This window comes from Rhodococcus sp. 5A-K4, assembly GCF_046097995.1.
Taxonomy (GTDB): Bacteria; Actinomycetota; Actinomycetes; order Mycobacteriales; family Mycobacteriaceae; genus Rhodococcus_F; species Rhodococcus_F erythropolis.
In genome coordinates, this window is sequence record NZ_JBJURM010000030.1 from 30,951 (window position 1) to 44,409 (window position 13,459).

Here is a 13,459-nt window from a genome sequence, read left to right on the forward strand (position 1 = left end):
TACCAGGCAGCGGAGCTGGTTCCACGTATTTTCCGTGCAAGAACCTCCAATTCTTTCGCTTTTCAATTGTTGTGGCGCACGTCATTGTTTCTTCAAGCCACATTCATCTCGAAAGGCACTTCATGACCTCCATCGCCTCACCGACCGCTACGCGCACCGCCGCGACGGTCAAGGCGCGCAAGGCCGCCCTCGGCAGCTTTGTCGGCACCGCCATCGAGTGGTACGACTTCTTCATCTACGGCACCGCCGCCGCGCTCGTGCTCGGCAAGCAGTTCTTCCCCGGCACGTCCGATCTGGCCGGCACCCTGGCCGCCTTCGCCACCCTCGCCGTCGGATTCGTCGCGCGTCCCATCGGCGGAATCGTGATGGGCCACTTCGGCGACCGCATCGGACGCAAATCCATGTTGGTCACCTCGTTGATGCTGATGGGCTGCGCCACCGTTGCCATCGGCCTGCTACCCAACTACGCCGCCATCGGCGTCTTCGCCCCCATACTCCTGGTGACCTTGCGATTCGTTCAGGGACTCGGTGTCGGCGGCGAGTGGGGCGGCGCAGTTCTGGTCGCCACCGAAAACGCACCGGAGGGCAAGAAGGGGCTGTACGGCAGCGCACCACAAATCGGTGTTCCCGCAGGCGTACTGGTGGCCAATCTCGTCTATCTCCCCCTCGCCGCCTTCATGGACGACGATGCATTCAACTCCTGGGGATGGCGAATCCCGTTCCTGCTCAGCGCAGTTCTTGTGGGCGTTGCGATGTGGATCCGTCTCGGCCTCGAGGAAAGTGACGAGTTCACCGCTTCGAAGTCCGAAGCACCGGCGGAGTCCATGCCGATTCTCGAGGTTCTCACCAGACACTGGAAGACAGTGCTCCTCGCCGGTGGAACCTTCATCGCCACCAACGGAATTGCGTACGCGTACATGGTTTACGTGCTCAAATACGGCGAGACCGAACTCGGCTTCAGCAAAACCACGATGCTCTTCCTCCTCATCGCATCCTGCCCGTTCTGGATGGCGGGAATGGCTTTCAGCGCTCACAAGTCGGACACTCTCGGACGCCGGACCGTCTACATCCGCAGTTCGATCACCCTGGTAGTGGCGGCAGCGGTGTTCTTTCCGCTGATCGACACAGCGATCGTCCCGGTGATGCTCGTATCGATGATCGCCCTCGGCTTCACGCTCGGCTGCTGCGCCGGCCCACAAGCGGCACTGTTCGCCGAATTGTTCCCCGCACACATCCGCTACAGCGGAGCGTCACTCGGCTACCAGATCGGCGCAATCCTCGGCGGCGGTCTGGCCCCGATGATCGCCACCGCGCTCTACGCCGCCTTCGACACCTCGTTCGCCATCACCGTTTACTTCGTGATCATTGCCGTGATCAGCTTGGTTTCCATCCTGCTACTCCCGGAACCTCAACTGATCCCGAAAAACACTGCCGCACAGAAAGCCTCGTGACCATGTCGACCTACTTTCATCCGAAGAAGTACGCCCCCGAGGACTTCGCTTCCATGGCGCCTTCGGCCGACGCACTTCCCGTCGTGATCGTCGGAGCCGGCCCAGTCGGCATGGGCGTAGCCATGGGCTTGGCGCAGCGCGGCATTGCCGTCACGATTCTCGAAGCGGCCGATCAGGTCTCGTTCGGCAGTCGCGCGATCTGCGTGTCACGGCACAGCCTCGAAGTTGCCGAACGCCTTGGTTTCGGCGCCGAACTCGAAGACATCGTTCTACCGTGGGTGGGTGGTCGGAGTTACTACCGCGATCAGGAAGTACTGCAGTTCCGGATGGCATCCGCCGAGCACGACGCGCGCGGACCCATGGTCAACGTCTCGCAATCCGAGTTCGAACAGATCATGACCGACAAGTTGCTCGCCCACCCACTGGTGAACTTCCACTGGTCGTCGTCGATCGCCGGCATCTCCGGCGGTGACGACGAGGTGACACTGACCGTCTCCACCGCGTTCGGAACCCGCGAATTGCGCGCGGCGTGGGTCGTGGCTGCCGACGGTGGACGAAGCAAGATGCGCGAACTCAGCGGAATCCGCTTGCAGGGCAACAGCTACGAGGGCAACTACGTCATTGCCGACATTCATTGGGAATCGGAACTCCCGGCCGAGCGTCTGGTGTGGTTCGACGCACCCAGCAATCCGGGGTCCACGATCATCATGCACCGCCAACCACGGGACATCTGGCGCATCGACTACCAGCTCGATGCGTCGGACGATCCGGAAGCGGAGACGCAAGAAGATCGCATCCGTGACCGCATCACGCGTCACCTCGAATGGCTCGAGAGCGACATCCCCTGGACCCTGGAATGGTTCGGCTTCTACCGCGCCCATGCACTCGCCCTGGAAGATTTCACCCACGGCCGTGTGCTCTTTGCCGGCGACGCCGCGCACCTTGTTCCGATCTTCGGTGTGCGTGGCCTCAACTCAGGAATGGAAGACGCCGAGACCCTGGTGTGGCAACTGGCCGCCGTCATCAACGGAGCTGCCGATACCGGCATCCTCGACGCGTATTCGAAGGAACGTCGCAGCGCGTGGCAGCAGAACGTCGACAATGCAGGCAAGTCGACGCTCATCATGTCGCCCGGCAGTCATGGATACCGGACCACCCGCGACGCCGTACTCGAACTCGCCACCAAGCGAAGCGAATTCGCGCACCTCATCAACCCGCGCCAGTCGAGTGCAACGCACGCCCGTCTCTCGCCGCTGACGTGGCCCACAGCTGCGGGCACCGAGGGCGTACTACCCGGGGATCCGCTGGAGGACAGAGTCGTCCAGGTCTCGGCGGACGGTTCGAAAACCTCCTTGAACAGTCTGCGCGGTACTGGATTCGGCCTGCTGGCTTTCGGACTGTCAGCTGAGCTGGTATCCGAACTCGACACGCAAGCCGAGATTCTCGCTCAGGCCCTTGCACCGGAAACCGTACGGGTGATCACCGCGGGAACTAACGACTCCACGATTCGCGATGCCGAAGGCAATCTCGCATCTGCCCTCGGTGCTCGTGTCGGCGAGATCTTCGTGATTCGGCCCGACGGATTGACGCTCTGCCGCATCAGCGCTCCCACGCATTTGAACGACGTGGCCAAGCACCTCACCGCCGGCACTGCGCCGACGCACTTCGATACGGCACAGTCGGCGACAACTGCGGTGATCGACGACGAGGGCCACCGCGAGCACGTCTGGTTGGCACTGTCGAACGCACTGGATCAGGCTGATCCGTCCGACCGCGAAGCCATGTTGGTGCGTCTTGCCTTGATTCTCGGTTCGCAAGCTACGTCGACGAGTTTCGACGCAGCCCTGAAAGACGCAGCCCTGAAAGACGCAGCCCCGAAATCTGCCACCCGATAGTTCAGACACAGCAACTCGGCCGCGCAGGATTGTCTCCTACGCGGCCGAGCGCATTCGCGGATGAAGCAAGTATTCAGTTGACCTCGGCCAATTCCTTTTCTTCCTCAGCGCGCCTTTCACGCACGGATCTTCCCCGCAGCGACCTTCCACGTACCAGCGGCGAGACGGTGATCGCCAAGCCCACCAGCGCGACTCCGGTAACCAGGATCAGTCCGGGATGGAACTGTTCGAATCCGGCGGTACCGGCACCGGACGCGGTGTGCGATCCGGCGGTCACGAGGGCGGTAGTGAGAGCGAGTACGAGCGCCGCACCGACCTGAGCGGAGGTGTTCACCAGCCCGGACGCCAAACCCTGCTCCGAGTCGTCGACACCCGAGGTGGCCTGGGCCATGATCGAGGTGTAGCCCAACGCGAATCCGAGTCCGAGCAGGATGACGCTCGGCAGAATCGCCACGACGTACGACGGTGAATCGCTGCCCGCGAAGAGGAACCAGAGGTACCCGACGCTGAGCGAGGTCAGTGCCGCGATGATGAGCTTGGCACTGCCGTACAAGTCGACCAGCCGTCCGACGAACGGCGATCCGAAGGCGACGATGATGCCCGCGGGGAGCAGTGCCATCGCCATCTTCAGGGGCGACCAGCCGAGGGCCGACTGCAGGAAGATCGTCATCATGAACTGGAAGCTCAGGTAGGAACCGAAGAGCGCGATGATGGCCAGATTCGCACGAACGATGGTGCCGACGCGCAGAAGCCCAAGTCGCACAAGTGGATGAGCCACCTTCTTCTCGACGAAGAAGAACGTCGCCAGAAGCACGGCTGCGACGGCGAACGAACCCAGCGTCATCGGGTGTGCCCACCCACGGGTCGGAGCCGAGACCATCGTGTAGACCGTGAGAAGCATTCCCGTCACCAGGGTGACGGCGCCGACGAGGTCGTGTCCCCCGGTATCTGCGGGACGGTCCCGCGGAATGAGGAAGTACCCACCGATCAGCGCGATGACGGCAAACGGAACCGGCATCAGGAACGTGAATCGCCAACCGGCACTGGTCAACAGTCCACCCAGGATCAGGCCCGACGAGTAACCACTGGCGCCGAACACGGAGAACACCGAAAGCGCACGGTTACGGGCCGGACCTTCCTTGAACGTCGTGGTGAGAATGGACATTGCAGTCGGCGCAGTGAAGGCCGCCGCCAGTCCCTTCACGAATCGTGATGCGATCAGCAGTGTTCCGTTGTCGACAAGGCCACCGACCAGCGAAGCGATTGCGAACACGGTCAGCGCGATCAGGAAGACCTTCCTGCGCCCGAGAAGATCGGCGGTACGTCCGCCGAGTAGCAACAAGCCGCCGAATCCGAGGACGTAGCCGTTGATGATCCACTGCAGCGAAGTAGTGGACAGGCCCAGTTCGTTGCCGATGGACGGTAGAGCGACGCCCACCATCGACACATCGAGACCGTCGAGGAACAACACGAGGCAGAGCACCGCGAGGATGCCCCACAGCTTGAGGGACCAGCCCTCTCCTGTGGCCGGATCCGTGGATTCCGTAGAACCCGGGGATTCCGGCGAATCGAATGGTTTGAGTGTCGAGTCTGTGCAAGTCACGTCAGCGAGAATAGATGCACATGCACTTAATGCACAAGCATTTAATGCAATTGCACGTAATCGAGTCTTCAACTAGAATGCGGTCGTGACGTCGGAATCGGAATTGCGCAACACCTGGCGCTCGTTGTCGACCAGCTACAACGACATCGCATGCGAACTCGATCGCCAGATGCAGTCGGCGCACGGCCTGAGTATGAGCGACTTCGAGGCCCTCGACCGACTCATGGACACCTCGTGTGAGCGTCCACGGATGCAGGATCTGGCTTCGGAGATGTACCTGAGTCCCAGTGCGCTCTCCCGCAGCGTCGCCCGCCTCGAGAAGGCCGGACTGGTTCAGCGAGCACTGTGCGAGGCTGACCGGCGCGGAGTCTTCATCGACGTCACCGACAAAGGTCGTCAAGTACACACGGATGCCAGCAAAATTCAACTGGCCGTGCTGGATTCACGCCTGCGCGAGCAGTAGCCCTACGTCGGAGCAGCACCGCACCTCGCCCGGCCGCCGGGCGAGGACCGTTCAGGACTAGACTGAGCACATACCGGCGCGCCTTTCTGTTGCCGTCGGCGATCGACAGCAGCGCAGCCGGCACGCCTTCACGCGATCCTGGCCGAGGCAATCTGCCAGCGTTCCTGCGGCTTCTGCTAGTCCCTCAGGCGCCTGCCTGACATCTCTACCTGCTCCTATCGAGAGATACACAATTGAACAACGCACGCACCCTTGGAGTCATCGGACAGTCGAGCAAACCGGCAGAACGCCGGTTGCCGATCCATCCTGCGCATTTCGATCGCATCGATGCCGAACTACGTTCTCGGATCTACCTCGAAGAGGGTTACGGCCACCCCTTCGGCTACTCCGACGACTACCTCTCGCGTCTGGTGGCCGGAATCCGCACGCGCAAGCAGATTTTGGCGGAAACCGATGTGGTTCTGCTACCGAAGCCGTTGGTGCGTGACCTCGCCGAACTACGGTCGGGTCAGGTTCTCTGGGGCTGGCCGCACTGTGTCCAGGACACCGAGCTGACACAGATCGCGATCGACAAGAAACTGACTCTCATCGCCTTCGAAGCGATGAACTTCTGGCACAGCGACGGATCGTTCAATCTGCATGTGTTCCACAAGAACAACGAGTTGGCCGGCTATTGCTCGGTACTGCACGCCCTGCAGTTGATCGGTTCCACCGGAGACTACGGCCGCCGTCTCACTGCTGCCGTGATCGGTTTCGGTGCCACTGCACGCGGCGCTGTCACTGCACTCAAGGCGCACGGTATCCACGAAGTGGACGTACTGACTCAGCGCGGCGTCACCGCCGTCAGCTCCCCCATCCACTCGGCGCGAATGGTCTCGTTCGACAACAACAACGGCGATGTCCGCGGCAGCCACGTCATGCTCGACAACCACAGCGTGCCGGTACCGGGCTTCCTGGCCGAGCACGACATCGTCGTCAACTGCGTACTGCAGAACACGGATGCCCCGCTGACGTTCCTGACCGAGGAAGATCTCATGGACTTCCAACCGGGAAGCCTCATCGTCGACGTCTCGTGCGACGAAGGCATGGGGTTCAGCTGGGCTCGTCCCACCTCGTTCGCGGATCCGACCTTCATCGTCGGCGACAACATCACTTACTACGGCGTCGATCACAGCCCGTCGTACCTGTGGAACTCCGCGTCGTGGGAGATCAGCGAATCACTTCTTCCCTACCTGCCCACTGTGATGGCAGGAGAGACGGCCTGGAAGGCAGACGAGACCGTCGACCGCGCCATCGAAATCCGTGACGGCGTCATCGTGAATCCCGCCATTACGCGTTTCCAGCACCGTTCGGCGGACTACCCGCACGCTGTCATCGCGGAATAGGCGCCCCGATCAGGCCTGGCCGGCTGCCGCGTTGATCGGCGCCATGTCGAAATAGTCGCGCCAGGCTTTGATCTTTCCGTCCTCGACTTCGAATACCCCCATGACCGGGAGCGCTACCTCGGCGCCGTTGATGGTGAAGACGTCGACGCGCTCGTTCATGACGGTGTTGCCGTCCGCGACCTGACGCTTGATCTGAAAGTCGATGTTGCCGAAGGCACCGACAAACTGCTCGATGAACGCCCGGACGGCCTCGCGACCGACCACGGGCTCCATCGGAATGTTGTGATAAACGACGTCATCGGTGAAGTAGTCGACGATCTTTGCAACATCGGCGGCCGCCCACAGCGCGCAGAAATCGGTGATCAGCTTGTCCGATGTCATTGTGTTCCAGCCTCTTTCGAATCGTTGTCGTAGGGTTCGATGATTGCCAGGATGCTTTCGATCTCGCCTGCCGGTATCCCGAAGTACTCGGTGACGAAAACTGTGACGGCCGGTGCCTGGCCAGGTGTTCCGAGGTCGAGCAGATACCGCGCGACGACGCTCTCGCCCCACTCACGCAGCGCGAGTTCACGTATCGCCACGATTCCGCGATATTGCTGCCCCTGTTCGAGCTCGTTGCTGATGAACGCGCCGGTGTCACCGGTTCGCTGACCGTTCTCGACCCGCCAGGCGTCAGCGGCGAATCGGACCTTCGTTGCGTCGTGAGTGAGCAACGCGTTCACGTATTCACGCGCCATGGCGACGCGCCCACTGACCGCAGACTCCGTGGAGTGCTTGGCAATTGCACCCAGGATCGACTCAGCCAACTCCGGTCGGCAGATCACGAGATCCGGAAGGTAGGGGTGAGATTCGTTGTAGAGCAGCGGCGAACCGTCGATGCGGCTGCAATGCAGCCCGGCCGCCTGTGCGACGCCGACGGGTGCGGCCGAATCCCATTCCCACTGCCCACCGGCATGCAGGTAGGCGTCGACCTCGCCTCGCACCACCGCCATCGCCTTGGCGCCGGCCGATCCCATGTGCACCACGTCGGCGCCGAGTTCGGCGGCCACCGCTTCGGTGAATGCGGGCGGTCGCGATCCGCTGACTACTACGCGGAGCGGCGAATTCGCGGGAACCGAATCGGCCTCGTCGCCACTGGAGTACACCGCTCCGAGCGCCGGCTGAGCAACCGCGGCTGCGGTAATTCCGCTATCGCGCTCCCAAAGCGCCACGTGCACTGCCCAATCCGCGTGATCCGGCAAGCCGTATTCCTTGGAGCCGTCCAGCGGATCGATGATCCAAACCCGGGATGCGTCCAGACGATTGCGATCATCGGCAGACTCCTCCGAGAGCACGGAATCCTCCGGCCGCTCGGCGGCCAACCGGTCGAGGATGTAGGAATCGGCGGCCTTGTCGCCCCGGCGACCCAGCTCACGACCGTCGTCGACACCCAGGCCCTCGGCTCGGATCCCCAGGAGGATCGCACCAGCGGCCTGCGCCAATTCCGCCGCGAGTGCCTCGTCGGCGATTCTGCTGTGTGTGGATTCGCTCACCGGTCCAACACTTCCATAATTCGCAGCGCAAGTTCGGTAGGCGTTCCGTCTTCGGGTCTGATCACCAGCTCGGCACTGGCTGGAGCCTCGTACGGATCGTCGACTCCGGTGAAACCCTTGATTTCCCCGGCCCTGGCCTTGGCGTACATACCTTTGGGGTCTCGGGCTTCACATTGCTCGATCGGGGTGTCGACGTAAACCTCGACGAACTTCAGCCCGGCGGCCTCGTGCGCCGCCCGCACTCGATCACGATCTTCGCGGTACGGGCTGATCAGGCAGGCCACTGCCACTGCACCTGAATCAGCGAACAACTGCGCCACCGAGCCGACTCGGCGGACGTTCTCGGCTCGGTCCTCGGCACTGAACCCGAGATCCGCGTTCAATCCGTGCCGGAGGTTGTCGCCGTCGAGGCGGTACGCCGGGATACCCGCGGCCACCAAGCGGCGTTCGAGTTCCACGGCGATCGTCGACTTACCCGAGGCCGAGAGACCGGTGAGCCACACAGTCCCACCGGCGGTCGCACGCTCCTCGCGAGAAACCTCCGAACTGTGCCAGACGACGCGCGACTCCTTGAGCGTCGGACCGTTGATCATTCCAGCAGCAACGGTATTGCCCGTGGTCTCGTCCACGAGAATGAAGCTGCCCGTCACCCGATTGCGGCGGTAGGGATCGAACATCAACGGCTGCTGCGTCTTGATCGAGATTCGACCGATCTCGTTGAGGGACAGAGATTCTGCCTTCTCGTCGCGGTGCAGAGAATTGACGTCCAGGCGATAGTCGAGCTTGACGATCTGCGCTTTCGTGGAGCGCGTGGTGTGCAGCAACGAGTAGCGGTTGTTCTCCGACAGGGTGGTCTGTTCAGTCAACCAACAGACCATCGCATCGATTTCCTGCCCGACCTGCGGCCGGTTGTTGAGCCGACACAATTGGTCCCCTCGGCTGACGTCGAGATCGTCGGCCAGCTCGATGCATACGGCCGAGGGCGCAAACGCCTCGTCGATCACGTCACCGCCCGGCCCGTGGACTGCCTTCACCGTCGAGGTGAATCCTGAAGGCAAAGCCACGATTTCGTCGCCGGGTTTGAAGACGCCACTGGCAACCGTTCCGGCGTATCCCCGGAAATCGTGGAGGTCGGCATCCGTTTGCTTCTGCGGACGGATCACGTACTGCACCGGGAAACGCGCGTCGATCAAGTTGCGATCCGAAGCGATGTGCACCTGCTCGAGATGGTGCAGCAGAGAAGGCCCGTCGTACCAGGACATGTTCTCGGTCCGGGCAACGATGTTGTCCCCCAACAGCGCCGACACCGGAATGAACGTCAGATCGTGGACGTCCAGTTTGATCGCGAATTGCCGGAATTCTTCCTTGATCTCCTCGAACCGTTCCTGAGACCAGCCCACGAGGTCCATTTTGTTCACACACAGCACGAGGTGGGGTATCCCCAGGAGAGTCGACAAGAAAGCGTGCCGTCGCGTCTGTTCGAGCACACCCTTGCGTGCATCCACCAGGATCAGGGCAAGGTCGGCCGTCGAAGCGCCGGTCACCATGTTGCGGGTGTACTGCTCGTGCCCGGGTGTGTCCGCGATGATGAACTTCCGGTGAGGGGTCGCGAAATACCTGTGGGCCACGTCGATCGTGATGCCCTGTTCACGCTCGGCGCGCAATCCGTCGGTCAGTAGCGCGAGGTTGGCGTACTCGTCGCCGCGTTCTCGACTGCTTCGCTCCACGGCCTCGAGTTGGTCCTCGAAGATCGACTTGGAGTCGTAGAGCAACCGGCCGATGAGTGTCGATTTTCCGTCGTCGACACTGCCCGCTGTAGCGACTCTCAGCAGTTGCGGCATCAGAAGTACCCCTCTTTCTTACGATCTTCCATGCCAGCTTCGGAAATCCGGTCATCAGCTCTGGTTGCGCCACGCTCCGTGATACGGCTCGCCGCAACTTCTTCCACTACAGCGGCCGGTGTTTCGGCCGACGATTCGACGCATCCGGTACAAGTTGCGTCGCCGACCGTACGGAAGCGCACCAACGCCTCGTAGGACTCCTCGCCGGCACGAAGTTCGAGGAAGCGGGTGCGTGCCAACAACATTCCGTCGCGCGGAACAACTTCGCGACGATGGGCGTAGTAGATGCCGGGAAGGTCGATCCGTTCCTTCTCGATGTACTGCCAGATATCGAGCTCTGTCCAGTTGGAGAGCGGGAAGATCCGAATGTGTTCACCCTTACGGTGTTTGCCGTTGTACAGGTTCCACAGTTCAGGTCGCTGCACCTTGGGATCCCACTGCCCGAACTCGTCCCGGAAGCTGAACACCCTCTCTTTGGCGCGCGCCTTCTCCTCGTCTCGGCGAGCACCACCGAACACGGCGTCGAACTTGTTGTCGCGAATTCCGCGCAGCAACGCGTGCGTCTGCAGGCGATTGCGACTGGAACCGACTCCGGTGTCCTCGATGACGCGTCCGGCGTCGATGTCGTCCTGCACACTGGAGACGACAAGACGCAGGTTGAAGCGATCGACCGTGCGGTCGCGGAACTCGATCACCTCGTCGAAATTGTGACCGGTGTCAACGTGCATCACGGCGAACGGCAATGGAGCAGGCCAGAATGCCTTGGCCGCTACGTGCAGCATCACGACGGAATCCTTACCTCCGGAGAACAGGAGGACCGGCTTTTCGAAAGTCGCTGCGACTTCGCGGAAAATATGGACCGCCTCCGCTTCGAGTGCCCGCAAATGCGACAACTCGTAGGCGGGCGGGGTCTGGAGTGTTGCCATGTCTTTCGCTCCTGAGCATCACGTACTCCGTGCGGAACACCATTTCCGCATCGGTACATTTATGTACCGGACTGGTTCTAAATTGAACGCAATCACAGAATAGAACTCGTTCTACCCAAAGGTCAATGACCGGCAATCAGACGTCACAAACCGCGAACCGGACTCCGGCCACCAACTTCCGCCGTCACCGCATCCGCCGCCGCAACCAACGCCGCGGCCCTTCGCTCGATCTCGGCGCCGGTGATCGCCCCGCCCACATAAAGTGTCAGCACAAGGGCCTGATGCCCTTCGGCGTCGTAGGTCGGGGCCGCGATGAGACTGACGGGATGCTCGTCGTCAGAGCTGATGTCACGCCCGAGATACACCCTCTCGCCCAGGCTCGACACCATCTCCCCGAGCAGTTCACGCACCTCCGGCGGAAGATCGTGCGTCGCAACGCCCGCCATCAACGTGTGCAGTCGCTGCCCGACTGGATCCAGACTCTCGACCAGATACCCCGCAGCGCGACACTCGCGGACCACGTTCCATAAACGCTCGCGATCCAAGCGCACCGGCAGGCTCGGCTCTTTGCTCAGCCAACTGTCCATGTCGTGATCCGAACCCCAGAGGACGTACATCAGTCCGACCGGTGGTGCGAACGGGTACACCTGACCGACCTTGGCGGCGCGACGCGCTCCGATCGGTCCGGTCACTTCGAGAACGCTGATCTGATCACCGATCACACCGGACGCCGTGCACGTCGTCCCGAACTCCGTGCTCACTTTCTCCAGATGGGTGCGGGCAATGGGTCCGACGGCAAATCCTCGCTGAGCTGCACGTCCGGCCGCGATCAAGGCCGGACCGAGCCCATAGGTCTTCGACACCTCGTCCCGAGTCAGGTATCCACGATCAGCCAGCGCGGTGAGGATTCCCAGGCAGGTGGGCTTGCTGATCTCGAGCGCGCGGGCCAGTTCCGACAGCCCGAACCGCTGATCAGGGCGGCCCACGAGGTAGTCGAGCACCTGAACCACCCGTTCGGTGGGAGGCGATTGCCTCCCCCGCGGGCGTCCCTCGTCAGGCGTCTTCTCCGGTCCACCCATTGACCACTCCCTAGAACGCGTTCTATTGTCGAAATACCCAACATCTACCAAATAGGTACATATTTGTACCACGACGCTCTGGACCGGCGACATAGTCGGAACTGTGAGGAGCCAGCGTGCTGACGGACCCGTTTGCCGAGGCGATCGCCGAAGCCGAGAAATTGATCGAGACTGCGCCGCACATCAGATCCGAACAGGATCTACTGGAGGGATACCAATATCTGGCCGGCGGAATCATCGCGACGACGCATGCCGCCTGGGCCAGCGAAAAGACCCATCCGAGTTTCATCCAGGGCACCGGACCATTCACCAAGATGGGTCTCGACAACCCGGACACCCTCTACTTCGGCGCCCGTATCAACGACGACAAGGAATACAAGGTCACCGGAAAGCGCGGCACCACAGCCGATCTCAGCTTCCAGGTGTTGAGTGGGAACTACACCAACTCGAACGTTCCCGGCAGCGAAATCGCCTTCGACGACCGCGAGCTGGAGATAGACGACGACGGCAACTTCGTCGCTTGGTTCGGCCCCGGCCCCGCCGACGGACGAGCCAACTACTACACCCTGGCGCCCGGATCCTCGCAGCTGGTCGTTCGCGAGGTCTACAGCGACTGGAGTCAGCAGCGCGGCGTGATCCGCATCGAGCGCACCGATTCGATCGGGATCGCGCCGCCACCTCTCACCGCCGAAGAGACCGAGAAGCGTTACGCCCGGGCTGGGAAGGCACTGGTCACGCGGGTCAAGACGTGGCTCCAGTTCCCGGAGTGGTTCTACCTCAAGCTCACGGTCAACACCATGACCGAACCACGCCTGACACCGGGCGGGCTGGCAACGCAGTACTCGTCGGTGGGACATTACGAACTCACCGACGAGCAGGCGATGATCATCACCGTTCCCGCCTCCGACGCACCGTATCTCGGCTTCCAACTGGGGAGCCTCTGGTACATCTCACTGGACTACGTCAATCATCAGACCTCCCTCAACAACGGCCAGGCACAGGTCGATCCGGACGGGATGGTCCGAATGGTGGTCAGCGAGAAGAACCCCGGTGTCACCAACTGGATCGAAACCGTCGGACATCCGCGCGGCATTCTGCAGTTCCGTTGGCAGCGCGTGTCCCGCGAGCTGACGCCGCAGGACGGTCCCACCGTCGAAATCGTCGCCGTCGCAGATATTGCGAAGCACCTGCCGCATTTCGACACCAACACCATCACCGCCGAGGACTGGGCAGCGCGCATTGCCCAGCGCCAGGCCGCCATCGACAACCGAATGCTGGGGTAAT

General features: G+C 61.9%; 11 protein-coding genes. 5 read left to right on the forward strand and 6 right to left on the reverse strand.

Features of this window, described 5'->3' with window-relative positions; translation table 11 throughout:
* Positions 1 to 122 precede the first annotated feature (122 nt).
* Both ACKAMS_RS28050 and ACKAMS_RS28055 read left to right on the forward strand, forming a co-directional pair.
* Positions 123 to 1,451, forward strand: a complete 1,329-nt coding sequence (locus ACKAMS_RS28050; RefSeq protein ID WP_019749188.1) for an MFS transporter — start codon at positions 123 to 125, stop codon at positions 1,449 to 1,451.
* Positions 1,452 to 1,453: 2 nt separating this feature from the next.
* Positions 1,454 to 3,346 carry an FAD-dependent monooxygenase gene (locus ACKAMS_RS28055; RefSeq protein WP_408989878.1) on the forward strand — a complete coding sequence of 631 codons (1,893 nt, stop codon included), beginning with the start codon at positions 1,454 to 1,456 and terminating at the stop codon, positions 3,344 to 3,346.
* A 73-nt stretch (positions 3,347 to 3,419) separates the two neighbouring features.
* Here ACKAMS_RS28055 and ACKAMS_RS28060 read toward each other — a convergent pair whose 3' ends face one another.
* On the reverse strand, positions 3,420 to 4,949 hold the full coding sequence (locus ACKAMS_RS28060; protein ID WP_019749190.1) for an MFS transporter: 1,530 nt from the start codon (positions 4,947 to 4,949) through the stop codon (positions 3,420 to 3,422).
* 85 nt (positions 4,950 to 5,034) lie between these two features.
* On the opposite strand from ACKAMS_RS28060, the gene ACKAMS_RS28065 reads away from it, so the two are divergent.
* Positions 5,035 to 5,412, forward strand: coding sequence for a MarR family winged helix-turn-helix transcriptional regulator (locus ACKAMS_RS28065; RefSeq protein WP_019749191.1), 378 nt, complete (start codon positions 5,035 to 5,037; stop codon positions 5,410 to 5,412).
* A 233-nt stretch (positions 5,413 to 5,645) separates the two neighbouring features.
* The gene (locus tag ACKAMS_RS28070; protein WP_019749192.1) at positions 5,646 to 6,797 is read left to right on the forward strand and encodes a N(5)-(carboxyethyl)ornithine synthase; all 1,152 of its coding nucleotides are present in this window, start codon (positions 5,646 to 5,648) and stop codon (positions 6,795 to 6,797) included.
* A gap of 9 nt (positions 6,798 to 6,806) precedes the next feature.
* Here ACKAMS_RS28070 and ACKAMS_RS28075 read toward each other — a convergent pair whose 3' ends face one another.
* The 5 genes from ACKAMS_RS28075 to ACKAMS_RS28095 all read right to left on the reverse strand — a co-directional run bounded on the left by ACKAMS_RS28075 (position 6,807) and on the right by ACKAMS_RS28095 (position 12,175).
* Entirely contained in the window at positions 6,807 to 7,178 is a 372-nt protein-coding gene (locus ACKAMS_RS28075; protein ID WP_042952314.1) for a nuclear transport factor 2 family protein, read from the reverse strand.
* Positions 7,175 to 8,329, reverse strand: coding sequence for a 3'(2'),5'-bisphosphate nucleotidase CysQ (locus ACKAMS_RS28080; protein ID WP_408989879.1), 1,155 nt, complete (start codon positions 8,327 to 8,329; stop codon positions 7,175 to 7,177). Before ACKAMS_RS28080 ends, ACKAMS_RS28075 begins: the two co-directional genes overlap by 4 nt.
* The gene (gene cysC, locus ACKAMS_RS28085; RefSeq protein WP_408989880.1) at positions 8,326 to 10,170 is read right to left on the reverse strand and encodes an adenylyl-sulfate kinase; all 1,845 of its coding nucleotides are present in this window, start codon (positions 10,168 to 10,170) and stop codon (positions 8,326 to 8,328) included. Before cysC ends, ACKAMS_RS28080 begins: the two co-directional genes overlap by 4 nt.
* Positions 10,170 to 11,096, reverse strand: coding sequence for a sulfate adenylyltransferase subunit CysD (gene cysD / locus ACKAMS_RS28090; protein WP_019749195.1), 927 nt, complete (start codon positions 11,094 to 11,096; stop codon positions 10,170 to 10,172). The genes cysC and cysD overlap by 1 nt, the downstream gene beginning before the upstream one ends.
* 143 nt (positions 11,097 to 11,239) lie before the next feature.
* Complete coding sequence (locus ACKAMS_RS28095; RefSeq protein WP_408989881.1) at positions 11,240 to 12,175, reverse strand: helix-turn-helix domain-containing protein; 936 nt, start codon at positions 12,173 to 12,175, stop codon at positions 11,240 to 11,242.
* 116 nt (positions 12,176 to 12,291) lie between these two features.
* Here ACKAMS_RS28095 and ACKAMS_RS28100 point away from each other — a divergent pair, with 116 nt between their 5' ends.
* A complete protein-coding gene (locus ACKAMS_RS28100; RefSeq protein WP_021334277.1) occupies positions 12,292 to 13,458 on the forward strand; it encodes a hypothetical protein in 1,167 nt (388 codons plus the stop codon).
* Position 13,459 lies beyond the last annotated feature (1 nt).

What these genes read in the sequence shown, in the direction of transcription:
- ACKAMS_RS28050 (WP_019749188.1), top strand. Translation starts at nt 123, where the DNA reads ATGACCTCCATCGCCTCACCGACCGCTACGCGCACCGCCGCGACGGTC.
- ACKAMS_RS28055 (WP_408989878.1), top strand. Translation starts at nt 1,454, where the DNA reads ATGTCGACCTACTTTCATCCGAAGAAGTACGCCCCCGAGGACTTCGCT.
- ACKAMS_RS28075 (WP_042952314.1), bottom strand. Translation starts at nt 7,178, where the DNA reads ATGACATCGGACAAGCTGATCACCGATTTCTGCGCGCTGTGGGCGGCC.
- cysC (WP_408989880.1), bottom strand. Translation starts at nt 10,170, where the DNA reads ATGCCGCAACTGCTGAGAGTCGCTACAGCGGGCAGTGTCGACGACGGA.
- cysD (WP_019749195.1), bottom strand. Translation starts at nt 11,096, where the DNA reads ATGGCAACACTCCAGACCCCGCCCGCCTACGAGTTGTCGCATTTGCGG.
- ACKAMS_RS28095 (WP_408989881.1), bottom strand. Translation starts at nt 12,175, where the DNA reads ATGGGTGGACCGGAGAAGACGCCTGACGAGGGACGCCCGCGGGGGAGG.